At 66.6% G+C, this 24,887-nt stretch carries 19 protein-coding genes; 9 read left to right on the forward strand and 10 right to left on the reverse strand.

Annotated features, from left to right (window positions below; translation table 11 throughout):
- Positions 1-58 precede the first annotated feature (58 nt).
- Positions 59-973, forward strand: a complete 915-nt coding sequence (locus R6258_RS15305) for a LysR substrate-binding domain-containing protein (RefSeq protein ID WP_318452470.1) — start codon at positions 59-61, stop codon at positions 971-973.
- 7 nt (positions 974-980) lie between these two features.
- Here R6258_RS15305 and R6258_RS15310 read toward each other — a convergent pair whose 3' ends face one another.
- The 3 genes from R6258_RS15310 to R6258_RS15320 all read right to left on the reverse strand — a co-directional run bounded on the left by R6258_RS15310 (position 981) and on the right by R6258_RS15320 (position 7,862).
- Positions 981-3,299 (reverse strand): mechanosensitive ion channel family protein, encoded by a 2,319-nt coding sequence (locus R6258_RS15310; protein WP_318452472.1) that lies wholly within the window; start codon positions 3,297-3,299, stop codon positions 981-983.
- Positions 3,300-3,405: 106 nt separating this feature from the next.
- The gene (locus tag R6258_RS15315; RefSeq protein ID WP_318452478.1) at positions 3,406-6,567 is read right to left on the reverse strand and encodes a multidrug efflux RND transporter permease subunit; all 3,162 of its coding nucleotides are present in this window, start codon (positions 6,565-6,567) and stop codon (positions 3,406-3,408) included.
- Positions 6,567-7,862 (reverse strand): efflux RND transporter periplasmic adaptor subunit, encoded by a 1,296-nt coding sequence (locus R6258_RS15320; protein WP_318452482.1) that lies wholly within the window; start codon positions 7,860-7,862, stop codon positions 6,567-6,569. The genes R6258_RS15315 and R6258_RS15320 overlap by 1 nt, the downstream gene beginning before the upstream one ends.
- Positions 7,863-7,996: 134 nt before the next feature.
- On the opposite strand from R6258_RS15320, the gene R6258_RS15325 reads away from it, so the two are divergent.
- The gene (locus R6258_RS15325) at positions 7,997-8,617 is read left to right on the forward strand and encodes a TetR family transcriptional regulator (RefSeq protein ID WP_318452484.1); all 621 of its coding nucleotides are present in this window, start codon (positions 7,997-7,999) and stop codon (positions 8,615-8,617) included.
- Positions 8,618-8,643: 26 nt separating this feature from the next.
- Here R6258_RS15325 and R6258_RS15330 read toward each other — a convergent pair whose 3' ends face one another.
- The 3 genes from R6258_RS15330 to R6258_RS15340 form a co-directional block, all read right to left on the reverse strand.
- Positions 8,644-9,480 carry a fructosamine kinase family protein gene (locus tag R6258_RS15330; protein WP_318452486.1) on the reverse strand — a complete coding sequence of 279 codons (837 nt, stop codon included), beginning with the start codon at positions 9,478-9,480 and terminating at the stop codon, positions 8,644-8,646.
- Between the two features lie 36 nt (positions 9,481-9,516).
- Positions 9,517-11,343, reverse strand: a complete 1,827-nt coding sequence (locus tag R6258_RS15335; RefSeq protein ID WP_318452487.1) for a monovalent cation:proton antiporter-2 (CPA2) family protein — start codon at positions 11,341-11,343, stop codon at positions 9,517-9,519.
- 80 nt (positions 11,344-11,423) lie between these two features.
- On the reverse strand, positions 11,424-12,566 hold the full coding sequence (locus R6258_RS15340; protein WP_318452489.1) for a GNAT family N-acetyltransferase: 1,143 nt from the start codon (positions 12,564-12,566) through the stop codon (positions 11,424-11,426).
- Positions 12,567-12,723: 157 nt separating this feature from the next.
- On the opposite strand from R6258_RS15340, the gene R6258_RS15345 reads away from it, so the two are divergent.
- Positions 12,724-13,020 (forward strand): DUF4190 domain-containing protein, encoded by a 297-nt coding sequence (locus tag R6258_RS15345; protein ID WP_318452495.1) that lies wholly within the window; start codon positions 12,724-12,726, stop codon positions 13,018-13,020.
- A 104-nt stretch (positions 13,021-13,124) separates the two neighbouring features.
- On the opposite strand, the gene R6258_RS15350 is transcribed toward R6258_RS15345, so the two are convergent.
- From R6258_RS15350 to gap, 4 genes are all read right to left on the reverse strand, one after another.
- On the reverse strand, positions 13,125-13,976 hold the full coding sequence (locus R6258_RS15350) for a dienelactone hydrolase family protein (protein ID WP_318452500.1): 852 nt from the start codon (positions 13,974-13,976) through the stop codon (positions 13,125-13,127).
- 8 nt (positions 13,977-13,984) lie between these two features.
- On the reverse strand, positions 13,985-15,757 hold the full coding sequence (locus R6258_RS15355) for a diguanylate cyclase (RefSeq protein WP_318452504.1): 1,773 nt from the start codon (positions 15,755-15,757) through the stop codon (positions 13,985-13,987).
- A gap of 1 nt (position 15,758) precedes the next feature.
- Entirely contained in the window at positions 15,759-16,049 is a 291-nt protein-coding gene (locus R6258_RS15360; RefSeq protein ID WP_318452508.1) for a hypothetical protein, read from the reverse strand.
- A gap of 304 nt (positions 16,050-16,353) precedes the next feature.
- Positions 16,354-17,358 carry a type I glyceraldehyde-3-phosphate dehydrogenase gene (gap, locus tag R6258_RS15365; RefSeq protein ID WP_318452509.1) on the reverse strand — a complete coding sequence of 335 codons (1,005 nt, stop codon included), beginning with the start codon at positions 17,356-17,358 and terminating at the stop codon, positions 16,354-16,356.
- Positions 17,359-17,555: 197 nt separating this feature from the next.
- Between gap and edd the strand changes: the two genes are divergently transcribed.
- The 6 genes from edd to R6258_RS15395 all read left to right on the forward strand — a co-directional run bounded on the left by edd (position 17,556) and on the right by R6258_RS15395 (position 24,873).
- A complete protein-coding gene (edd, locus tag R6258_RS15370; protein WP_318452511.1) occupies positions 17,556-19,412 on the forward strand; it encodes a phosphogluconate dehydratase in 1,857 nt (618 codons plus the stop codon).
- The gene (gene glk, locus R6258_RS15375; protein WP_318452513.1) at positions 19,409-20,377 is read left to right on the forward strand and encodes a glucokinase; all 969 of its coding nucleotides are present in this window, start codon (positions 19,409-19,411) and stop codon (positions 20,375-20,377) included. Before edd ends, glk begins: the two co-directional genes overlap by 4 nt.
- Positions 20,374-21,246: a D-hexose-6-phosphate mutarotase gene (locus tag R6258_RS15380; RefSeq protein WP_318452517.1), complete on the forward strand. Its 873-nt coding sequence runs from the start codon at positions 20,374-20,376 to the stop codon at positions 21,244-21,246. The genes glk and R6258_RS15380 overlap by 4 nt, the downstream gene beginning before the upstream one ends.
- Positions 21,243-22,118 (forward strand): aldo/keto reductase, encoded by an 876-nt coding sequence (locus tag R6258_RS15385; protein WP_318452519.1) that lies wholly within the window; start codon positions 21,243-21,245, stop codon positions 22,116-22,118. Before R6258_RS15380 ends, R6258_RS15385 begins: the two co-directional genes overlap by 4 nt.
- A gap of 128 nt (positions 22,119-22,246) precedes the next feature.
- Positions 22,247-23,905, forward strand: a complete 1,659-nt coding sequence (gene pgi, locus R6258_RS15390; protein WP_318452524.1) for a glucose-6-phosphate isomerase — start codon at positions 22,247-22,249, stop codon at positions 23,903-23,905.
- Positions 23,905-24,873 (forward strand): carbohydrate kinase, encoded by a 969-nt coding sequence (locus R6258_RS15395; RefSeq protein WP_318452533.1) that lies wholly within the window; start codon positions 23,905-23,907, stop codon positions 24,871-24,873. The genes pgi and R6258_RS15395 overlap by 1 nt, the downstream gene beginning before the upstream one ends.
- Positions 24,874-24,887: the final 14 nt, after the last annotated feature.

Here is a 24,887-nt window from a genome sequence, read left to right on the forward strand (position 1 = left end):
TTTCGGCGCGCCGCGTGCTATGCTCCGGAGCCGAGAGAACTCGGCCCCGGATGCTTTCATGTCTACTCGCGATGCGCTTCCTCCCCTGGCCTGCCTGCGTGCCTTCGAGGCCGCCGCCCGCCACTGCAGCTTCACCCAGGCGGGCAGCGAACTGCATTTGACCCAGAGCGCGGTCAGCCGGCAGATCAAGCGCCTGGAGGAGGATCTCGGCCGCCCGCTGTTCGAGCGCCATCACGACGGCCTGCGCCTGATGCCCGCCGGCGAGCACTACTTCCGTGTCGTCCAGGGCATGCTGCGGGAGCTACGCGACGAAACGGCACGCCTGCGGCGGCGCAGCGGCGATCATCAGCTCACGCTGGCCTCGAGCCCGACCATCGCCTCGATCTGGCTGGCGCGGCAACTGCCCGATTTCCAGCGCGCCCACCCCGATATCGAGATTCGCATTCTCACCGTCGAGGACCCCCACCGCCTCGATCTGGCGGAGTTCGACCTCGGCATCTATTACCACGTGCCGCACGAGGTCGATCCGCCCGGCCTGAACGTCGAGGCGATCTTCGATCACGAGGAGGTGGCCGCGGTCTGCAGCCCGGTCTACCTGGAGCGCCAGGGCGGCGTGGGCGGTCCCCGCGATCTACTCGCCCGCCACACGCTGATGGTGGTCGAGGATCACTACCACGACTGGCTGACCTGGGAGCTCTGGTATGACTCGCTGGCGCTCGACTGGCATCCCCCCGCCCACACCCTGCGCGCCAACAGCTTCCAACTGCTGATGAATGCCACCCTGGCCGGCCAGGGGGTGACGCTGGGCTGGACGCGGCTGCTGGCCGCCGAACTCGACCAGGGCACGCTGGTTCGCGCCATGCCGCACTCGTTACCGAGTCGGGGGCGACTCTCGCTGCTCATGCCGCAGCATCGCCATCTCAGCGAACCGATGCGCGCCTTTCGCGAATGGGTGCTGTCGCCCGCCGCCTGAACCGCGACTACTGGGGCGCCTCGCCTTCCTGGGCGCTCTCCTGGGCCCGGGAGGTCTCGCCCGGGGTGGTCATGGTCCGCGCCGCGGCGGCGGACGGACCGTGAACCGCGCCGCCCTCGCCGGCGCCCCCGTAGGGCGGATTCTCGAACATCACGCTGAGCCGGGGCAGCGACAGGTCGATGCCCTCGCCGTCCATGCGCTGCTTGAGGCGCAGGTTGAAGGCCCGCGCCACGTCCCACTGCATCAGCGGGCTGGTACGCATGCGCACGCGCAGGATCGCCGCGCCCTGATCGAAGCTCTCGACGCCCTGCAGCTCGAGCGCCGACCAGATGTGATGGCGCATCATCGGGTCCTGACGCAGGGCGTCGGCGACCTCGCGGACCAGGGCGATAGCGTCGTCGATGGGCATGTTGTGGGGGATGCGAATGCGCAGCAGGGCGATGCCGAATTCGCGGGCGAAGTTCTGGATGCCCTTGATCTGGCTGAACGGGATGATGTGCACGATGCCATCGAGATCGCGCAGTCGCACGGTGCGCAGGCTGAGCCCCTCGACCGTGCCCATGTGTCCGCCGACGTCGACGAAGTCGTCGATCGACAGCGAATCCTCGATGAGGATGAACAGCCCGGTGATCAGGTCCTGGACCAGCGTCTGCGCGCCGAAGCCGATCGCCAGGCCGATCACCCCGGCCCCGGCGAGCAGCGGCGTGACGTTGACGCCGAGATTGGCCAACCCGACGATCGAGGCGATCACCAGGATGGTGAAGAACACCACGTTGCGGACCATCGGCGTGATGGTCTGGGCGCGGGTGCTGTTGATGCGCCGCCCGCGCGTGCCGGAGGCGCTACGCAGCGCCCGCTGAATGGCGGTATCGGCGAAGATCCACACCAGCCAGGCCAGCAGCACGGTCACTCCGATGCGCAGCAACGCCTGGCCGATGCGTGCGCTGATCGCGCCCTCGTCGCCGATTCCCAGCAGCGAGAAGCCCCAGATGCGCAGCGACAGTTCGGCGAACAGCACCCAGCACAAGAACTGCGCCAGGGTCGAGAAGAAGCGCTTGAGCCGGCGGCGGTACTGCGAGGTGCGCTTGATCGCGCCGACCCGCTCGGCATGGCGGCGCAAGCCGCCGCTGGTGACCAGCGTCAGCACCAGCAGCGCGGCGCACAGGATCGCCCGGGTGAAGGCGCCGTCGGCCTCGCCGGCCGAGACGAAGATCGCCGCCAGCGAGACGCCGATCAGCAGCAGCGCGGGAATGTGCCAGTAGTTGCCCAGCATGATGGCCAGATCGCGCAGCGAGCTCTGATCGCGGCGCTCGGCATAGGGCCGGTTGCGGATCAGATGCTTGACCGGTCGGCGCAGACGGATCACCAGCGCCCCGCTCATCACCCCGGCGAGCACGTTGGCGAGCACCGACAGCCAGCTGGCCAGGTCGCCGCCGAGCATCGTCGTCAGCCGCTCGCTGTTGACCGCATCGCCGAAGGCGGCCAGCGCGCCGATCACGAACAGCCGGCGCGGCGCCTGCTGGCGCAGGATGGCGACCGCCACCCGGCGGTGCCCACGGGTGAATACCGAGATCACCACATCGAATACCGTCGACAGGATCCGTCCGCAGAGCGCCACGTAGGCGATGACCAGCACCGTGGCGCGGGCCGGGGTGGGCGCCGAGAGCCAGCGCAGGCTGGCCAGCATCACCACGAAAGCGAGGATCCAGGGCACGACCTTGCGCAGGAAATGCACGACCAGCAGCCAAGCGCGGGGCTCGGGGGGCAGCGTCAACGGCCAGTCGCGACGACGCGCCAGCAATCGACCGGCGCCCATCAGCAGCGACAGCAGGCCGAACCACACCGCCAGCAGTACGGCCGCTTCGGCGCTTTGTCGCATCAGCTCGATACGCCCCATCGACTCGACCAGTTCGGCGGTATCGTCTGCGGCGCGCTGGGCGCGTTGCGCCCAGACGTCCAATGGCGAATGGCCGGTGCCGGCCTGCTCGCCGAGGTCGGTGAACGAGTCGGCCAGCGCCCCCAGCAGGCCTTGGGGCGAATCGCCCTCCTCGCCCGCCTTGAGCGCTCCGGTGCTCTCGCGCAGCGTCTTGAGCTGACTCAGCAGGTCGGCGCGGCGCGCGTCGTTTTCGAGCGTGGCGATCACGCTATCCAGCGATTCGCGCAACCGCTCGGGGTCGGCCTGCGCCTTGTCGCCCTCGGCGGTGCCGCCGCCCCCGGTCAAGGCGCCGAGCGATAGCCCCTGGCCCGCCGCCGCGGCGGAAAACGCCAGCCCCAGGCATACCACGATCATCCCGCCCAGCCGTTTGAGAAGCGCCCTGCCCGGCATGTCATCTCCCTAAGTAATGGCCTTCGCGATCAGCAAGCCTGACGCCTGATCACGACAAAGCCAAGACCCGGGGGCCTTGGCTTTGGTCGGGTATCGCCATGGCCTGTCAGTGGCCCGGACTGTCGCTTGCCGGCTGGCTGGCGTTGCCGTCCGCGATGGACTTGCCACGCTTGCGATCGAACCAGTCCTCGAAGCGCATCACCAGCATGAAGAACATCGGCACGAAGAAGATCGCGATCAGCGTGGCGCCGAGCATCCCGCCGATCACCGCGGTCCCGATCGAATGGCGGCTCGCCGAGCTCGCCCCGGAGGCGATGGCCAGCGGAATGACGCCGACGATGAACGCGAACGAGGTCATGATGATCGGCCGGAAACGCAACCGCGCGGCCTCCTTGGCCGATTCGACGATGCCCTTGCCGGCCTGGCGCTGCTCGACGGCGAATTCGACGATCAGAATGGAGTTCTTGGCCGCCAGCCCGATCAGCACCAGCAGGCCGACCTGGAAGTAGACGTCGCCGGCCAGGCCACGCAGGTACATCGCCAGCACCGCCCCGAGCATGGCGAACGGCACCGCGGTGATGACCACCAGCGGCAGCGACCAGCGCTCGTACTGCGCGGCGAGGATCAACACCACCATCACCACGCCGAAGACGAATGCCAGCGTGGAGTTGCCCGAGGAACTCTGCTGCTGGTACGCCTCACCGGTCCAGCTCAGCTGGTAGCCGTCGCCGACCGCTTCGCTGGCCACCTCCTGCATCGCCGCGAGGGCCTGACCGGAGCTGTACCCGTCGGCGGGCTGACCCTGGATCTTGGCCGCCGGGAACAGGTTGAAGCGCTGGATGATACTCGGCGCCTGGCTACGCTTCATCGTCACCACGCTGGACAGCGGCACCATCTCGCCGCTATCGGCACGCACGTAGATCTTGCCCAGATCGTCCGGCGTATCGCGGTATTCGCCCTCCGACTGCAGGTTGACCTGGAAGTTACGGCTGAACATCGTGAAATCGTTGACGTACAGCGTACCGAAGGTGCTCTGCATGGTGGCGTAGACGTCATCCAGCGAGAGCCCCATGCTGCGTGCCTTGTCGCGATCCACCGTGGCGCTGTAGGTCGGCACCTGGGTGCTCATGGTGGTACGCACCTGCGACAGCTCCGGACGCTGGTTGGCGGCCTTGACCAGCGCCTGCGCGCTGGCTTCGATCTGCTGCGGCGTGGCGCCCTCGGTGGATTGCAGGAAGCCCTCGAAACCGCCGGTGGTCGACATGCCCTGGATCGGCGGCGGGTTGAAGGCGATCACCCGGCCCTCGGGATGCCGGGCGCCCATCTGGATCGTCCGGCCGACGAGTTCGGGGGCGGTGGCCTCACGCTTGGCCCAATCCTCGAGGGTCACGAAGGCCACCCCGGCGTTGGGTAGCTGAGCGCTGGCGAGGATGTCGTAACCGGCGAACGAGACCACGCTCTTGACCCCGTCGAAGTCGAGGATGTCGTCGACGACCGCCTGGTTGAAGGTGTCCGTGCGCTGCAGCGACGAGGCCGCCGGGAGCTGGGTGATCGCCAGGTAGAAGCCCTGGTCTTCGGAAGGCACCAGTCCGCTGGGCAGCCGCGTGAACAGCAGCGCGGTGATGGCGCAGAAGCCCAGGAACAGCACCACGCCGAGCAGCGCGCGCTTGATCATGAAGCTCACGCCGGCGAGATAGCCGCGGGTAGCCCGCTCGAAGACCCGGTTGAACCAGCGGAAAGGCGCCGCCGGCTGCTTGTCGTGGGGTTTCAAGAACAGCGCGCACATCGCCGGCGACAGAGTCAGGGCGACGACCGCCGAGATCAGCACCGAGATGGCGATGGTGATCGCGAACTGACTGTACAGCTGGCCGGAGATCCCGCCCAGGAACGCCACAGGAATGAACACCGCGGCCATCACCAGGGTGACCGCGACGATCGGCCCCGAGATCTCGCTCATCGCCTTGAGCGCGGCCTCCTTGGCCGAGACATCCTCCTCTTCCATGATCCGTTCGACGTTCTCGATGACGATGATCGCATCGTCGACGACGATCCCGATCGCCAGGATCATCCCGAACAGCGTCAGCAGGTTGATCGAATAGCCAAGCAGGTACATGCCGGCGAAGGTGCCGACAATCGAGATCGGCACGGCGATGATCGGCACGATCGCCGCGCGCCACTTCTGCAGGAACACGAACACCACGAACACCACCAGCGCCAGCGCCTCGACGAAGGTGTGCACGACCTCCTCGATCGACAGCCTGACAAACTCGGTGGTGTCGTAGGGAATGGCATATTCCATGCCCTCGGGGAAGTTCGCCGAGAGCCGTTCCAGGGTCTCGTTGACCGCCGCAGCGGTCTCCAGGGCGTTGGCCCCCGGCTGCAGGAAGATGCCGATCGGCACGGTGGGCTGGTTGTTCAGCCGACCGACGAACGAGTAATCCTGAGCGCCCAGCTCGACCCGCGCGACGTCGCCGAGCTTGAGCGAACCACCGCTTTCGTCGGTACGCAGCAGGATGTTGCGGAACTGCTCGACGCTGGTGAAGCGCCCCTCGGTGGTAATAGTGAAGGTATACGGGCGCGGGTCCTGCATCGGCTCGGCGGCCAGCTTGCCGGCCGGGAACTGGGCGTTCTGCTGGCTGATGGCGTCGGCCACCTCGCTTGAGGTGATGTCGTAATCGGCCATCTTCGCCGGGTCGAGCCACACACGGATCGAATAATCCTTGGCGCCGAACAGCTGGGCGTTGCCGACTCCCTGGGTGCGCTTGAGCGCGTCGATGACGTTGACCAGCGCATAGTTGCTGAGAAACACCGGGTCGTATTCGCCGTTGGTCGACGACAGCGTGGCCACCTGCAGGATGCTCGACGAACGCTTCTGGACCTGCACGCCCTGCTGCTGGACGACGCTGGGCAACTGCGCCATGGCCTGCTGGACGCGGTTGTTGACGTCGATCGTCGCCTGGTCGGGGTCGGTGCCGATGGCGAAGGTCACCGACAACGACAAGGCCCCGCTATCGGCACTGGTCGAGTTGATGTAGAGCAGGTTGTCGACGCCGTTGATCGCCTGCTCGAGCGGCGCCGCCACGGTTTCCGAAATGGTCTGAGCGCTGGCCCCGGGATAGGTGGCGCTGACCTGGACCTGGGGCGGCACCAACTGCGGGTACTGCTCGACCGGCAGCACGCGCAGGGCCATCGCCCCGGCGATCATGATGACGATCGACAGCACGGTGGCGAAGACCGGACGGCGAATGAAGAAACTCGATATATTCATCAGCCCTTGGCCTCTTCAGCATTGTCGCCAGCCTGGCTGCCGCCCGCTTGAGAGGCGCCCTCTCGAGCGCTCTTCTGCGAACCGTTTCGCGCGCTCTGGGCTTGCTGCTGGCTCTGCTTCTGCTGCTGGGTCGGCGGCGGCGTGCTATCCGCCTTGCCGTCGAAGGGCTGCGCTTCGATCGCCCGACCCGGCTGGGCGCTGGGCACATTGCTGACGACCACCCGCTGGCCGGCCTCTAGGCCGCTGCGTATGGCGATCCACGCCCCCGAGCGCTCGCCCAGTTCGACCGTCAACGGCTTGGCCTTTCCGTCAGCGTCGACGATAGAGACCTGCGGCCCCTCGCGGCCTTCGGTGACGGCGATCTCGGGCACCGCCAGCAGGTCCGGCAGGACCAGCCCGTCGAGAGTCAAGCGCACGAACTGGCCGGGCAGGAACAGCGCATCGGGATTGTCGAAGGTCGCCTGTGCCTGGACGGTACCGGTGTCCCGGTCGACCCGCGAACCGAGGAAGCTCAATTCGCCGCTCAGGCGGTCGTCGCCCAGCCCGCCACGCGACGAGGCGACCGGAGTGATCGGCCGCGACTCGTCACTCGCACGGCGCTGCATGCGGATCGCCATGGCATCCTCGGGTGGCAGCGAGAAACGCGCCTGCAACGTCTTCAATGGCGTTATGGTGGCGAGCATCTGGGGGGCTTGGACCAGATTGCCGACGTTGACCTCGCTCAAGCTGATCTGGCCTGCGACCGGCGCCTCGACGGTGCTGTAATCGAGATCCAGTTGGGCATCGTTCAGTGCCGCCTGGGCCTGAGCGACCGCCGCCTGGGCGGCGAGCAGGTCGGCACGCGCCTCGTCGCGCTGCTGCTGGCTGACCGAATTCTGCTGGTAGAGGCGCTGGTAGCGCTCCCAGTTGCGCTGGGCGCGATACAGCTCGGCCTCGGCGCTCTCGAGATCGGCCTTGCGCTGGCTGACCACCGCCTGATAGCGATCCGGCTCGATGACGAACAAGGATTGGCCCTTCTCGACGTGGGCGCCTTCGTCGAACTGGCGCTCTTGCAGCACACCGGTGACCCGCGCCATCACATCGACCTGCTGCTCGCTGCGCAACAGCGCCGAGTACTGCTTGTCGACCGGCAGATCGCGCGGTTCGAGTTCCAGCACCTGCGCCTTGAGCGGCGGCTGTTGCTGCTGACCGCCGCCCGCCTGCTGCGCGGCATCCTCGCCACAGCCGGCCAGGCCCAGCGCCAGAACTAACAGCCACACCCAGCCCGAGCGACCCGCGCTCACCGGTATACGCATCGTATTATCCCTTAGTCTTGTCTCAGTTGGCCGGAAGCCTACAACCATACACCAGTGAATGTAAACACTCGCCCGTTACGTTAAGATGACTTCAAAAAAGCTTCCCCATTTCGAACCCAGAGCACGCACGCGCCATGCCCAGACGCACCAAAGCCGAAGCCGAAGCCACACGCGAGGCCCTGCTCGACGCCGCCGAATCGCTGTTTCACGACAAGGGTGTCGCACGCACCTCGCTCGAGCAGATCGCCCGTCACGCCGGCATGACCCGCGGCGCGGTCTATTGGCACTTCAAGAACAAGGCGGATTTGTTCCACGCCCTGCTCGAACGCGTGCGGCTACCCTTCGAGGAGCTCACCGAAGATATCGAGGCCGCTCATGGCAACGCCTCGCCGCTGGAGTGCATCCGCCTGGCCTGTCACGAGAGTTTCCAGCGCCTGGAGCAGCCCAGCTATCAGCGCATCCATTCGATCCTCATCCATCGCTGCGAATTCTTCAGCGACATCGATCCTTTGGAGATGCAGCGCCGCCTGAGCCGCGAGTGCTTCGGCGCGATGCTCGAGAAGTTCCAGCAGGCCGCGCAGTACGATCAGTTGAAAGCGACGCTATCGCCGGAGATGGCCACCGAGCTGCTGCAGTGTTGTCTCGGCGGGCTGTTTCACGACTGGCTGCGCGATCCCCAGAATCACTCGTTGCGCGAACGCGGCGGGCCGATCGTCGACACCCTGTTCGAGTTGATGCGCCACGACGCCGGTTAGCCAGGCCAAGCTAGCCAACCCGGCGTTCAGGCGAGCTCGGCGATGCTGCGCATCACGGCGCTGCGATAGCCGGCGCCGAACAGCAGCAGGTGGTTGAGCAGCGGGTAGAGCTGGAACAGCGTCTGCCGGCGCGGCCAGTCGCTCGGCTCGTCACCGTCCCAGTAGGCTTCGAAGAAGGCCGCCCCAGGCGCGCCGAACAGCGTCAGCATCGCCAGGTCGACCTCGGGATAATGCCGGTAGACGGCAGGGTCGATGATCGCCGGGCCGCGCGCGGTATGCAGCACGTTACCCGACCATAGATCGCCGTGCACCAGGCTCGGCGGTGTATCGGGCAGCCACTCCTCCAGGCCTTGGGCGATGTCGTTCAGGGCGTCGAGGCCGGCGGCATCGAGCAGGCCGCGCTCGAAGCAGGCCTCGCCCAGCGGCAGCAGGCGATGCTCGCGCTGAAAGACCCGACCGTCGCTGCACGGCGTGTTGCGTTGCGGCGTGGGACCGCAGCGGTTGTCGCCCGACCAGCCATGACTGGTGCCGGTCACCGCGTGCAGTTCGCGCAGACCCTCACCCAGTTGCGCCTCGCCCCGGCGGCCGCTCGGCACGCTATCCAGCGCCTCCATGATCAGCAGGTCGCCGTCGAGCGCGACCACCTCCGGCACGATCAGCGAGCTGCCGGCCTCGCGCAGCGCGCGCAGGCCGTCGGCCTCCGCCGCCAGCGTCTCGGCGTCATCCTGCTTGACCACCAGCTCGCCCTGGGCGGTCGCCAATCGCCAGACCGCGGCGATGTCACCGCCCGCCAGCGGCTGGGGCTCGCCGCGCGCAACGATACCGAGTGCCGCGAGGCGCGCCAGCCAATCCGGACGTGTCATGGCTCCTCCTGGTTGTCGTCGGTGCGTTCGTGCGTATCAGTTGACTTCCGGCTCGCTGCGCGCGACGCCGGGCGTATCGCCATGCAGCGAGCCATGGCTGGCCCTGTCGTTGAGCTCCTTCTGGAACAGCGAACTCAGCTCCGCCATCGCCGCCCGCTCGTTGGCGACCAGCGACTCTTCGTCATGGCGAATCTCGTAGGAATCCTTGAGCAGCTTGTTGTCGAAGTCGCGGAAGGTGCGCACCGCGTCCATGGCGTTGGAACTGGGATATCCCACGCCCTTGAGTACTTCCAGGCTCATCTCCATGCTCGCCGCGAAGGTCTCGCGGACCACCGCCTCGACGCCGAGCTCCATCAATTGCCAGGCATGATGGCGGTTGCGCGCCCGGGCGAAGATCTTGAGCTCGGGGAAATGGTCACGCGCCATACGGGCGATGCGCGTGGTGATCTCGACGTCGTCGACGGCGATCACCAGCACCCGGGCCTGCTCGGCGCCGGCGGCGCGCAGCAGATCCGGACGCGACGCATCGGCGTAATAGATCTGAGAGCCGAAGCGGCGAATGAACTCGACCTGACGGATGTTGGGATCGAGCGCGGTGAAGCTGATGTCCTGGGTCTTGAGGACGCGGGCGACCATCTGGCCGAAACGCCCCAACCCGGCGATCAGTACCGGCGGCGTCTGTTCGCCGAAATCGCCATCGAACGGACGCTTGTCCTTGAAACGATTGCCGAGGCGCTCGCCGGCCTGATAGAGAAACGGCGTCAACGCCATGGTCAGCGTCACCGCGGCGACGCACAGGCTGGCGATGCGCGCCTCGAATACCCCGGCGCTGACCGCGGCGGTCAGCAGCACGAAGTCGAACTCGCCACCCTGGGCGATGGCCGCCGCCAGGCGCGGTATCTCGGGCTTGGGCAGGCGTGCCGCCAACCCCACCAGCGCGATCACGATCAGCTTGGCGATTAGCAGGCCGAGCGTGATGCCCAGCACCCAGAATAGATTGTCGAAGACCAGGGCCAGATTCACCGACATGCCCACGGCGATGAAGAACAGCCCCAGCAGCAGGCCCTTGAAGGGCTCGATATTGGCTTCCAGCTCGTGACGATAGACGGTATCGGCCAGCAGCACGCCCCCCAGGAAGGCACCCAGCGCCATCGACAGACCGGCCCATTCCATGACCAGCGCCATGCCCAGCACCATGAATAGCGCCGCGGCGGTGAACACTTCATGGACCTCGCTACGGGCGACGAAGGCCAGCACCCGCGGGAACACCAGCCGGCCGAAGACGATCGCAGCCACGACCATGCCGACGCCCCGCAGCACCTGGATCCAGGTATCGCCCGAGGCGACGCTGATCTCGTTGGCGAACAGCGGCAACAGCGCCAGTAGCGGGATGACCGCCAGATCCTGGAACAGCAGGATGGCGAACGCCGCCTGACCGTGAGGGCTGGCCAATTGGTGGCGTTCGTTGAGCACCTGCAGCGCGAAGGCGGTCGATGACAGCGCCAGGATCAGGCCGAGCAGGACCGACACTTCGAGGGTCAGCCCCAGTACCAACCCGAGCGGTGTCAGCAGCGCCGCGCAGCCTGCCAGTTGCAGGCTGCCCAGCCCCAGCAGGCGCTTGCGCATGGTCCACAAGCGTGCCGGTTCGAGTTCCAGGCCGATCAGGAACAGCAGCATCACCACCCCGAACTCGGCGAAGTGCAGCACCGTTTCCGGCTCGGCGATGAAGCCGGTGATCGACGGACCGAGCACCAGTCCGGCAGCCAGGTAACCGAGAATCGAGCCCAACCCCAGGCGCTGGAACAGCGGTACGGCGATGATCGCCGCGCCCAGCAGCACGGCAGCTTCGAACAGAAAATCCATGTCGGTCGATCCTCACAAGCCTCGGATGCATGCTACAGCGAGCGCCTCCCGCTCGGCCAGAGAGCGGGTCGCCGTGGCGCTCAATCGCGGCGAAACGGTAGGCGGGCCTCGGCGGCCAGGTGATAGGCCGCGACATGCGCGCGCTCCTCGGCACAGAAACGGGCGACGGCGCGGCGAAAATCGGGATGAACGATATGATGCAACGAACGCAGCCGGCGCGGCGCGAATCCGCGGCTGAGCTTGTGCTCGCCCTGGGTGCCGGGGTCGAAGCGCGTCAGGGCGTTGGCCAGGCAGTGCTCGATGCCCTGGTAGTAGCAGGTTTCGAAATGCAGGCAGTCGGCCTCGACCTCGCTGCCCCAGTAGCGACCATAGAGGGTATCGCTGCCCTGCAGGCACAGCGCGGCGGCGACCGGTCGTTCGCCGTGAAGTGCCTGTATCAGCAGCAATGCATCGGGCATCGTCTCGCGCAGGCGGCGAAAGAAGTCCAGCGTCAGGTAGGGCTGCTGGCCGCGCTCGAAATAGGTCATCTGGTAGCAGCGATAGAAATGCTCCAGCGCGGCCGCGTCGATCGCCTGGCCGGAAAGCCGGCGCATCGTCAGGCCCTGCTCGGCGACCCGCCGACGTTCGCGCTTCACCTCCTTGCGACGCTTGGCGCTCATCGCGGCGAGAAACCCCTCGAAGTCGCCGAAGCCGCGATCCCGCCACTGGAACTGCACCGCCTGGCGTTCGAGCAGTTCGGGACACACCGCCAGCCAGTCGTCGACCTCGTCGTCCTCGGCGAACAGCAGGTGCCAGCTGGACAGCGCATCGTCGCAGCAATGCCCGGCCAGCGCCGCGATTACCGTTCGCCGCTGGGACGCATCGAGGGCAACCGAGGTCAGCAGCCGCGGGCCGGGCACCGGCGTAAAGGGAATCGCCGTCAGGCCCTTGGGATAGTAGGCGCCACCGGCGCGCTCCCAGGCGTCCGCCCAGGCCCAGTCGAAGACGTACTCGCCATAGGAGTGATCCTTGCGATAGCGCGGCAACGCGGCGACGAGTTCGCCGCCGACCCGGACCAGTAAGTGCTGCGGCATCCAGCCGCTCGCCGGACTCACCGCCCCGCTGGCTTCGAGGGCATAGAGGAATTCATGACGCAAAAAGGGCTGATCGGCCGGCACCAGCGCATTCCAGCCCGCTACCGGCGCCTGTTCCATGGCCTCGATCGTCTCGACCTCGAACTGCATCCCATCCTCCCTGTCGTCGCACTGCGCCGATAACGGGCGCATGTTGTACGCCTGTCTTTGCGTCCGCTAGTGATAAGGTATCGCCATCCACGACGCGCGCGGTCAACGCCGCGCGAGCGAAGTCACAATGAGCGCGAAGCATAAAGAGAGCCAAGCCATGGACCGACGCCCCACGACCACGCCACCCGCCACCGCCGACGCCACCAACCTGATGGCCATTGCCGCTTTCGCGCTCAGCGTGCTGTCGGTGTTCGTCGCCCCCGCGGCCGTCGCCGGTGTGGTCTGCGGCCACCTCGCCCGCCATCGAATTCGCCGCAGCGGCGAACGCGGCGACAGCTGGGCACTGGCCGCACTGATCATCGGTTACCTGATGATCGTGTTGGCGCTGGGTGGATTGCTGCTGTTCGGCGGCTTCATGCTGACCGTGTTCGGCATCATGGCGTTCACCGTCTAGCCAGCATCTTTGGCACTCGCGACCGGCCCGCCGCCGGGTTGCGGCGAGCGGGCCGGGAGAAGCGAAAATCGTGGAGCCGTATCGCTAGTCGGGAGTGCCCCGCATCAGTTCCCGTTGAGCGCCTTGTCCAGCGCCAGCAGCGCGGCCTGCCAGGAGGCGGCATCCGCCGCGGCATTGTAGGCCAGCGGCAGGCCGTTCTCTTCGCCTATTTCAGTGGCGTCGGGATTGCTGAAGGCATGCTTGGCCTGCGGATAGTTGATCACCTTGATAGTGGCGCCCTGGCTCTTGAGCTTGGCGGCCATGGCCTTCAGCGCGTCACGCTTGACCAGAGGATCGTCGGCGCCGTTGTGCAGCTGGACGATGCCATCGAAGGGCTGCGGCTTGTCGACCGCCTGAGTGGGGCTGCCGTGAAAGCTGATCGCGGCCTCGATGGGCATGCCGGCCAGCGCCATGTTCATCACCACCCCACCGCCGAAGCAGTAGCCGATCGCCGCGATATGATCGCCATCGACCGCCGGGTTTTCGCGCAGTTTGGCCATCGCCGCCTCGAGACTCGCGCGCGCCGTCGGCCAGTCCTGCATCACCCGGCTGGAGAACTCGCCCGCTTCGTCGGGGTGGCTGGTGGCCTGGCCGTTGCCGTACATGTCGACCGCCAGGGCGACGAAGCCCAGCGCAGCCAGCTGATCGGCCCGGTGCTTGACGTAATCGTTGAGGCCCCACCACTCGTGGACGATCAACACCGCCGGGCGCGGCTCGGGGTCGGCGACGTTGCGCGCCAGGTAGCCCTGGTAGGTCTTGCCGCCGGTCGAGTATTCGAAGACCTCGCCCTGGACCCGCGGCCCCTGATCGATGGTCACGGTGGGTGCGGCCGCTTCGCCGGTCGCTTCCTGGGCAATCGCCAGCGGGGCAACGGCCAGCGCGGGAATCAACCACATCAGCTTGAACAGGGTGCGCATAGGTTTCCTCATTTTTGGTCTTTGCTTGACTGCACGGACTCTAGTGTCGCACGCCACTCGGCCAGTGCCTGCTGAACCCGGTTGCGGCCCTGGTGCTTGGCTTCGTACAAGCCCATGTCGGCACGATGCATGAGCGCGTCGGGCGGTTCATCGTCGCGGCGCTCGGCGACGCCGAAGCTGACGGTGAAATTGAGCCACTGGCCATGGAATTCGACGCGTACGTTCTCGAACTTGCGTCGCAGCCGCTCGGCGAGCATAGCCGCCTCGACCAGCGACTGGCCATCCAGCATCAGCGCGAACTCCTCACCGCCGATGCGGCCGAAGAGATCGTCGGCGCGCAGCGTGCTGCGGCAGATCTCCCCCACGCTGGCAAGCACCAGGTCACCGGCGGCGTGTCCCCAAGTATCATTGATCGCCTTGAAATGGTCGATGTCGAAGTACACCAGCGATAGCCGGGTGTCACGGCTGCCGACGCCCTCCAGCTCGCCGCGCAGGCAGCCCAGGAAGGCGCCGCGATTGAGCGCGCCGGTCAGGCTGTCGGTGGTCGATAGCTCGTGCAGCTTGACCTCGCGCTGCTTGCGCTCGGTGATGTCGCGGGCGACGGCCAAAAGCCAGTCATGCTGACCGTTGAGTGAGTTCATGTAGGGCGAACAGCCGACCTCCAGCCAGACATAGTGCCCCCGAGCATGGCGCACCCGCATTTCGAGTTGCGCCCCATGGTCGCTGGCTATCGCTTCGGCGATACGCCGCTGCACGTGTGGCGCGTCATCGGGCGGCAACAACTCGAGCAGCGCGCGTAACTGCAGCGTATCGGGGGCATGACCGAGGATGCGCTCGACCGAGGGCGAGACGAAGCGGCACAAGCCGTCGGCGTCGATCAGCAGGATCAGATCGCTGACGTTCTCGACGATGAAACGGTAGCGACGCTCGCTGTCGACCAGCGCCAGTTGGGCCTGCTTGCGTAGCGTGACGTCCTCGCAGAAGCCGTGCCACAGCACGCTGCCATCGACCTGACGCTCGGGAGTCGCGCGACCCTGGACCCAGCGTGGATGACCGTCGGGATGGCGATAGCGGAACTCATACCGCCAGACGCTCAGCCGCCGGGCGCTGCGATGCACGCTATGCCACAGGCCCTCTAGGTCGTCGGGATGGACGCGTCCGATTGCCGCCGAGGCATCGTTCATGACGGCTCGCGCCGGCAGCCCGAAGAGACGCTGGGCGCCGGCGCTGACGAACGGGAAACTCAGCTCGCCGCCAGCGCTCAGGCGACACTGGTAGAGCGCTCCCGGCAGCTGCTCGCCCAGCTTGGCGAAACGCTCGAGCAGGGCCTGGCGCTCGGTGACATCGACCAGCGAGCCGACCAGCTCGGTCACCTCGCCATGCTCATCACAATGCAGCGCGATGTCGTCCTGCAGGTGATGGACGCTGCCGTCGCGGTGGGTCAACGAATAATGCAGGCTCAGATGGCGCTTGCCAGTGCGGCGCGCCTCGTCGAGGCGTGCCAGCAGCGTGTCCCGGGTCTCAACGTCGAGCCGCTCGAGCCACAACTGCGGTCGCTCGCGCAACGCCTGTCGCTCGAGACCGCTGAGATCGGCGATATTGGCCCCCAGGTAATGCAGCCGTCCCAGCCACCAGTCGCGATCGGTGGCGTACACCACGGCGGGCGATGCGCCCAATAGCGCATCCATGAAACGCGGCAGTAGTTGCAATGACGATGCCGGCATGCCTTGCGGCCCCCACGTGAGTTCCTTGTATACCGCGTCGCAGCTTCCCAGAGGCATTCTAGTCGCCTGCCGTGCGCCGCCATGGCGTCACGGCGGGCGTCGATTCCTCGTCGGTATCCCTCTCAGCGCATGCCGGCCTAGTGGGAGCGACACAGGCCAGCACCAGCTCGTGCAAGTCATGCGGCGTCAACTCGGCACGCTGTGCCTGCGACTGGCCCTCCCAGACGACCAGCAGGGCGGGTGCCTCGCGGGTCTGGTCGACGCCGACGACACGCCCTACGCAGCGCCGCCGCGGGTCGCGCAGCCGCGCCCCGATCAATCGATGGGCCTGGTCAACGCTCGCGTTCATGGTTCCTCTGCATGGTCGAATGCTCCACCGCAACGGTTATACGTTTCAGGCTAGCTTAGCAGGCCAGCATCGAGTCCTCGAACGGACTTGGCCTCCGGCAGCGCTTCACTCGTAAGCCATCGCCGCCACGCCTCGTAAGCCACTGCTCCTAGTAGCCGGCATATAAAAAAGGGCGCCCAAGGCGCCCTGCAATCGTCAGCGAGTATTATAAGGCGGCGGCATGCCGATGCGACATCCGTACGGAGCCGTGAGAGCGCGAGGAGGTCTCACCGGCACGCCGCCACACCTGACGGGGATACCGAATTCAGCGAGCCGCGGCCTGCATCGCCAAGGCGGTATCCAGCATGCGGTTGGAAAAGCCCCACTCGTTGTCGTACCAGGCCATGACCTTGACCAGCCGGCCGTTGACGCGGGTATGGTTGGCGTCGAACGTGGAGGAATGGGCGTCGTGATTGAAGTCGATCGACACCAGCGGCTGAGCATTGACCGCCAGGATCGACGAATCGGCCGCCGCCTTCTCGACGATGGCATTGACCTCTTCCTTGCTGGTCTCGCGACTCGCGGTGAAGGTCAGGTCGACCAGCGAGACGTTGATCACCGGGATACGCACGGCCAGGCCGTCGAGCTTGCCGTTGAGTTCCGGCAACACCAGGCCGACCGCGGCGGCGGCACCGGTCTTGGTGGGAATCATCGACTGGGTCGCGCTACGCGCCCGGTACGGATCCTTGTGATAGACGTCCGACAGGTGCTGATCGTTGGTATAGGCGTGCACGGTGGTCATCAGGCCGTTTTCAATGCCCAGGGCATCGTTGAGCGCCTTGGCCACCGGCGCCAGGCAGTTGGTGGTGCACGAGGCGTTGGAAACCACGCGATGCTCGGCGGTCAATATGTCGTCGTTGACGCCGTAGACCACCGTGGCGTCGACGTCGGTTCCGGGTGCCGAGATCAAGACCCGCTCGGCGCCGGCCTCGAGGTGCTTGGCAGCCGCATCGCGCTTGGTGAACAGCCCGGTGCACTCCATCACCAGATCGACCTTGAGCTCGCGCCACGGCAGTTGGGCGGGATCGCGCTGGGCGAGCGTGCTGATTCGATCGCCGTCGACCGATAGCGCCTCGTCGTCGTGGCCGACATCGTGACTAAAATGACCGTGCACGCTGTCATGCTTGAGCAGATGCGCATTGAGCGCCGGATCGCCCAGGTCATTGATGGCGACCACCTGGATACGATCCCGATAGCCGTTTTCATATAACGCTCGCAAAACGTTACGACCGATACGTCCGAACCCGTTGATGGCGACACGCAGTGTCATGGTGGCCTCCTTCAAAGCAACGTGGTGGCGTGAACCTGCTACGCGATCGCCTCTCGCTCTCCTGTTGGAGCGAGAGGCGATCGCCATGAAATAATCCTACGCTTTATGCACAATCTGGCCCAAAGAATGACGACGTTCAAGTAAATTTTTTGGTAAATTTACACACATACTTACCTAACAGTGACTAGGGGTTGTCCATGGCTATCCACGACACCATTTCCAGCGTCACCCAGCGCATCCGTGAGCGCTCCTCCGAGCGCCGCGCCGCCTACGAGCGTCATATGCAGGATCAGCACCGCCAGGGCGTGCATCGCGGCGAGCTTTCCTGCGGCAACCTGGCGCACGGCTTCGCCGCCTGCGGGCCGCAGGACAAGAATCAGCTAAAACTGATGAACAGCGCCAATCTGGGCATTGTTTCGTCATATAACGACATGTTGTCCGCTCACCAGCCGCTGGCGCCCTTCCCCGACATGATCAAGGAAGCCGCACGCCAGATGGGCTCCACCGCTCAGTTCGCCGGCGGCGTGCCGGCGATGTGCGACGGCGTCACCCAGGGCCAGCCGGGCATGGAACTGTCGCTGTTCTCGCGCGACGTGATCGCCATGGCGACCGCCGTGGCGCTTTCGCACAACATGTTCGACGCCGCTCTCTACCTGGGCATCTGTGACAAGATCGTGCCGGGCCTGTTCATCGGTGCGGCCCGCTTCGGCCACCTGCCGGCGATATTCGTGCCGGGCGGCCCGATGACCAGCGGCCTGTCGAACAGCGAGAAGGCCCGCGTGCGCCAACTCTACACCGAAGGCAAGGTCGGTCGCGCCGAGCTGCTCGAAGCCGAGTCCGAGTCCTACCATGGCCCCGGCACCTGCACCTTCTATGGCACCGCCAACTCCAACCAGCTGATGATGGAGATGATGGGCCTGCACCTGCCGGGCGCCTCCTTCGTCAATCCCAACACGCCGCTGCGCGAGGCGCTGACCCGCTATGCCGCCGAACAGTCGATCCGCAACAGCGAGCCGGGCGGCAACTACCGGCCGTTCTGGAAGCAGATCAACGAGAAGGCGATCGTCAATGCCATGGTCGGCCTGCTGGCCTCCGGCGGCTCGACCAACCACACCCTGCATCTGGTCGCCATGGCCGGCGCCGCCGGCATCACCATCAACTGGGACGATTTCGCCGAACTGTCCGCGGTGGTGCCCAGCATGACCCGCATCTATCCCAACGGGCAGGCCGACGTGAACCATTTCCAGGCCGCCGGCGGCATGAGCTATCTGATTCGCGAACTGCTCGACGCCGGCCTGCTGCATCGCGACATCGACTGCGTGTTCGGCGGCGACCTTTCCGACTATACCCAGGAACCGTTCCTCGAGAACGGCGAACTGGTGTGGCGCGAGGGGCCCACCGAGAGCCTCGACCCGGATGTGTTGCGCCCGGCCAGCGAGCCGTTCTCGCCCACCGGCGGTCTCGCCGTGCTCGACGGCAACCTGGGCCGCGGGGTGATCAAGATCTCCGCGGTCAAGCCCGAATTCCGTCACGTCGAAGCGCCGGTGCGCCTGTTCAGCGACCAGAACGAGCTCAAGGCGGCTTTCGACGCCGGCGAACTCGACCGCGATGTGGTCGTGGTGGTGCGCTTCCAGGGACCGCGTGCCAACGGCATGCCCGAACTGCACAAGCTGACCCCCTATCTCGGTGTGCTGCAGGATCGCGGCTACAAGGTGGCGCTGGTCACCGACGGGCGCATGTCGGGCGCCTCGGGCAAGGTCCCGGCGGCGATCCACGTGACCCCCGAAGCCTACGACGGCGGTCCGCTGGCGCGCCTGCGCGAGGGCGACGTGGTACGCCTCGATCCCGAGAACGGCGAGCTCAAGGCGCTGGTCGACGACGCCGAATGGCAGGCTCGCGAGCCCGTCACCACCGACATCGAGAGCTACCGTTACGGCATGGGTCGTGAACTGTTCGCCGGCTTCCGCAGCCTGGTCGGCGGGGCCGAGGATGGCGCCGCCACCTTCGGCGGCTTCGAGGCGCGCGACGTCGACAATGGAGAGCGTACCGCATGACGCGTCCGGCGCTGATCGGCGACATCGGCGGCACCAATGCGCGCTTCGCGCTGGTGACCCCCGACACCTTCGACCTGCAGGATATCCAGACCCTGCGCTGTGCCGACTACCCGACGCTGGAAGCCGCGGTCCGCGACTACCTGGCCCGCGTCGGCGCCGACGGCGAGCGCGTTCCGCGCGAGGCCTGCCTGGCGTTCGCCTGTCCGGTGCATGATGACGATGTCCGCCTGACCAACAACGCCTGGCGCTTTTCCAAGCGCCGGGTGAAGGCCGACCTGGAGCTCGATCTATTCAAGGTGATCAACGATTTCACCGCTCAGGCGCTGGGCGTCCCGCACATCGACGCCGATCAACTGGTCGCGATCGGCGAGGGTCAGGCCGAAGCCCACCGCGCCCGCCTGGTGATCGGCCCGGGCACCGGCCTGGGCATGGCCGGGCTGTTCCCCGGCCAGCACGACTGGATTCCGTTGCCCACCGAGGGCGGCCACGTCACCTTTGCACCCACCGACGCCTTCGAGCAGCAACTGGTATCCTTCCTGCGCGGCAGCTACGGTCGCGTGTCGGTAGAGCGCGTGCTCTGCGGCCAGGGGCTGCTTGATCTGTATCGCGCCCACGCTCACGATGCGGGCATCGGCCCACGCCATGAGAGCCCGGCGGCGGTCACCGATGGCGCGCGTGACGGCGATCCCATCGCCGAGGCGACGATCCTGCGCTTTCTCAAGATGCTCGGCGACGTCTGCGGCGACGCGGCCCTGACCTTCGGCGCGCGCGGTGGCGTCTATCTCTGTGGTGGCGTCGTGCCGCGACTGATCGACTGGCTTCCGCAAAGCGATTTTCGTCGCGCCTTCGCCGACAAGGGGCGCATGAGCGACTTCAACGCCAGCTTGCCGGTGTGGGTGGTCACGGCGCCCTGGACCGGCCTGCTCGGCGCCTGCGAAGCCCTGCACAACCAGGAGGTTTCATGATCCCCGCTAGTCTGCGTCACTTGATCGATGACACCCGCGGCCAGCGCCGGGCCGAATGGGAAGGCCGCGACGTGTGGCTGGCCAACGAACCCTGGGGCGAGCTCGCCGTATCGCTGCAGGGCGCCCAGGTGCTGCATTTTCGCCCCCCCGGCGATGACATCGACGGCTGGCTGTGGGTGACGCCGACCCCGCAGGCGCTGCCCGGGGCGATCCGCGGCGGCATTCCGGTCTGCTGGCCGTGGTTCGCCGACGAGTCGCCGGATGGCAAGGGTCCGACGCACGGCCCGGCGCGCACGGCCGACTGGCGGCTCGATGCCGCCGACGAGCATCAGGAAGGCATCGAACTGCACCTGTCGCCGGTCGAGCGATTACATGAACAGCTCGTGCCCCGCGTGGTGATCCAGGCCAACGCCAACCGGCTGCATGTCGAGGTGATCACCGAACACATCGGCGAAACGCCGGTCAAGTACACCGGCGCGCTGCACAGCTATTTCAGCGTCAAGCACTGCCACTGGTGCCGCGTCGAGGGCCTGGCCGGCGCGCGCTATCTCGACAAGCTCGAGGGCTTCGCCGAGCACGTCCAGCAGGGCGAGCTGGGCATCCGCGGGCCGGTCGATCGCATCTACCAGTCCAACCGCGAGGCGGTTCTCGACGACGGCGTGCGCCGCCTGCGCATCGCCAAGCAGGGCAGCGACTCGACGGTGGTCTGGCATCCCGACAGCGCGCTGCCCGACGACACCCCCGCCGACGCGGGCCAGCGCTTCCTGTGCGTCGAGGCGGCCTGCACGCGGGTCGATCCGGTATGGCTGGTCCCCGGCGCCCAGCACTTGCTGTCGACCACCATCAGCCGCGACGGGGACTTCGCATGAGCGACCCGCTGGCGTTCGACGCGCCCTTCCTGCTGGGCATGATGCGCCTTCACAACGCCTATGAACTGTCGACGCCCACGGCGCTGGCCGACTGGCTCGAGGCGCGTCTCGACGAAGGTCTGCACTGGTTCGATCATGCCGACATCTACGGCAGCCGCGAATGCGAGACGCGCTTCGGCGAAGCCCTCCGGGCACGCCCGGCGCTGGCCTCTCGCGTGCGCGTGGTAGCCAAGGTGAACATCGTGCTTCCCGGGCTCGACGACTCGGGTTTCGCCGTCAAGCACTACGACACCACTCCCGGGTACCTGAGCGCCTCGATCGACGCCTCGCTTGCGCGGCTGGGCGTCGAGCGCCTCGATCACTTGCTGCTGCACCGCCCCGACCCGCTGATGGAACCCGCGGAAACGGCCGGGGCGCTCGATGCCGCGATCGACGCCGGCAAGGTCGGCGCGGTCGGCGTGTCGAACTTCATGCCCGAGCAGTGGCGACGCCTGCAGCGCGCGATGCGCCACGAGCTGTACGCTCATCAGTTGGAACTCTCGCTGGCCCACGCCGAGCCGCTGTTCGACGGCCTCTACGACGCCGTGCTCAACGACGGCCACCGGCCGATGGCCTGGGCGCCGTTGGGCGGCGGCAGCGTCTTCGAGGACGTCCTCGGCAGCTCGCTGAGTTCGCTTGCCGAAACCCTCGGTGTCAGCCGGGCCGGACTCGCGCTGGCCTGGCTGCGGCGCATTCCCGGCTCGCCGGTGCCGGTGATCGGCACGCTCAAGGCCTCGCGGATCCAGGCGCTGGTCACCGACAGCAACCTGACGATCGACCGCGCCACCTGGTTCATGCTGCTCGAGGAGTCGCGCGGCCATCGCGTCGGCTGAACGGCGCTTTCGGTAAATGCGCTTTCGGCCAATGGCGAATTGCTCGTCATACTGAGGCGCGGGATCATCACGTGACACGATTCACCTTCGACCCTCAATTGACGCTGACAACAAAAGGACACGCCCTCATGTTCCAACTCACCCGCAGCGTGACCTGGCAGGCGTTGCAACGCCTGCACCGGGAAACCGCCGACGATCGCATCCGCGACTACTTCACCGCCGATCCCGCGCGCTTCGACAAGATGAGTCTGCGCGTCGGCGGGCTGTTCCTCGATTACTCCAAGCACCACATTTCCGATGCGGTGCTCGCCAAGCTGATCGAGCTGGCCAAGCATTCGGCGCTGGTGCAGCGCCGCGCGCAGATGTTCTCCGGCGACATCATCAACGTCACCGAAGACCGCCCGGTACTGCACACCGCCCTGCGCAACCTCGCCGACGAGCCATTGATGGTCGACGGCAAGGACGTGATGCCCGAGATCCGCAGCACCCGCGAGCAGATCCGCGACTTCTCCGAGGCCGTCCGCGACGGCAGCTGGAAGGGCTACAACGGCAAGCGCATCAAGGACGTGGTCAACATCGGCATCGGCGGATCGGACCTGGGTCCCAACATGGCCTGCCGGGCACTGCTCAAGTATCGCCACAGCGAACTCAACTTCCACTTCGTCTCCAACGTCGACGGCGCGCACATCCAGAAGGTGCTGAGGGCGCTGGATCCGGCGACCACGCTGTTCATCGTATCGACCAAGACCTTCTCGACCCAGGAGACACTGCTCAACGCCAAGACCGCGCGACGCTGGTTCCTCGACAACGCCGGCGAAGACGCCGATGTCGGCGCGCACTTCATCGCCGCCTCGACCAACCGCAAGGCGGCGATGGAGTTCGGCATTCGCGAGGAGAACGTCTTCGAGTTCTGGGCCTGGGTCGGCGGGCGCTATTCGATGTGGTCGTCGATCGGCCTGCCGATCGCCCTGTCGATCGGCTTCGATGGCTTCATGGAACTTCTCGAGGGCGCCTACGAGATGGATCAGCACTTCATCGAGGCGCCGTTCGAGCAGAACATGCCGGTGCTGATGGCGCTGATCGGCATCTGGTACATCAACTTCCAGGGCGCCGAGACCCAGGCCATCGTGCCCTACGATCAGGCGCTGCATCAGTTGCCGTCGTTCCTGCAGCAACTCGACATGGAGTCCAACGGCAAGTCGGTGGACATCTTCGGCCATCCCGTGGATTACAAGACCGGCCCGATCGTCTGGGGCCAGACCGGTTCCAACGGCCAGCACGCCTTCTTCCAGCTGCTGCACCAGGGTACGCGCTACGTGCCGATCGACTTCATCGCCTCGCTCAAGCCCGACGAGGGCATGGAGGAGCATCACTTCGCGCTGCTCACCAACATGCTCGCCCAGGCCAACGCCTTCATGGAGGGCAGCCAGGAAGGCAGCCGACTCGACCCCTACAGCTGCCCCGGCAACCGGCCGTCTAGCACGCTGCTGCTCGACGAACTGACGCCGCGCAACCTCGGCGCGCTGCTCGCGCTCTATGAACACAAGGTGTTCGTCCAGGGGGTGATCTGGAACATAAACTCCTTCGATCAGTGGGGCGTGCAGCTCGGCAAGCGCATCGCCGGCGAGATCAGCGAGCGCATCGACGAACGCACCCAGGACTTCGACGCCTCGACCCAGGGTCTGCTGGCCCTGATGCGCGAGCATTTCCCGGCGCATCGCCCCGCCGAGACGGCGGGCGCGAAGACGTCCAAGAAGCCATCCACCAACCGGCAAGGCAAGCGCTGATGACTCCCGTGATCGCCTTCGGCGAGGCCCTCGTCGACATGCTATCGAGCCGCCTGGGCGACGCCAGCGGCCAGGAAACCTTCACCCCCTATGCCGGCGGTGCACCGGCCAACGTTGCCGTGGCCTGCGCCCGGCTCGGCGTGCCCAGCCGCTTTCTGGGCATGGTCGGCGAGGACCGCTTCGGGCGATTCCTGACCGACGAGATGGCCAGCCACGGCGTCGACGTCTCGGGCGTGGTGACCACCTCCGAGGCGCGCACCGCGCTGGCCTTCGTCTCGCGCGACGCGCACGGCGAGCGCACCTTCGATTTCTACCGGCCGCCGGCGGCGGATCTGTTGTATCGGCTCGAGCACCTGCCGACGGGGGTGTTCGCCAAACCGGCGATCGTCCACCTGTGCAGCAACAGCCTGACCGAGGAGACCATCGCCGAGACCACCCTGACGCTGGCCGACATCGCCCAGCGCTCGGGTAGCCTGGTCAGCGTCGACGCCAACCTGCGCGCCAACCTGTGGCCGGACGGCCAGGTCGACGTCGCTCGGGTCACCGCGCTGCTCGACCGTGCCCAACTGGTCAAGCTCTCCGCCGACGAGGTCGAGGCGCTGCGCGGCGACCATCCGGTGGACGCCTGGATCAGCCAGCGCCTGGCCGCCGGGGTGCGGCTGGTGGTGATCACCGACGGCGCCGAGCCGGTGAGTGTGCACCGCCTCGACCAACGCTTCGAGATCGTCCCGCCCGCGGTCCAGGCGGTCGACACCACCGCCGGTGGCGACGCCTTCATCGGCGGCCTGCTGGCGATGCTCGCCGAGGCCGACATCGATGCCGCCGGCTTTGCCGACTGGTGCGACGACAGCGAGGGACTGCAGCGCGCGGTCCGGATCGCCTGCCGCTGTGGCGCGCATGCCGTCACCCTACCGGGTGCCTACGCCGCGCTGCCCTCGCGCGAGGATCTCGAACGGCTCAAGCACTGAGCCGGCCGGGACCG

Source organism: Halomonas sp. HP20-15, assembly GCF_033446685.1.
In the GTDB taxonomy this organism is placed as follows: domain Bacteria; phylum Pseudomonadota; class Gammaproteobacteria; order Pseudomonadales; family Halomonadaceae; genus Modicisalibacter.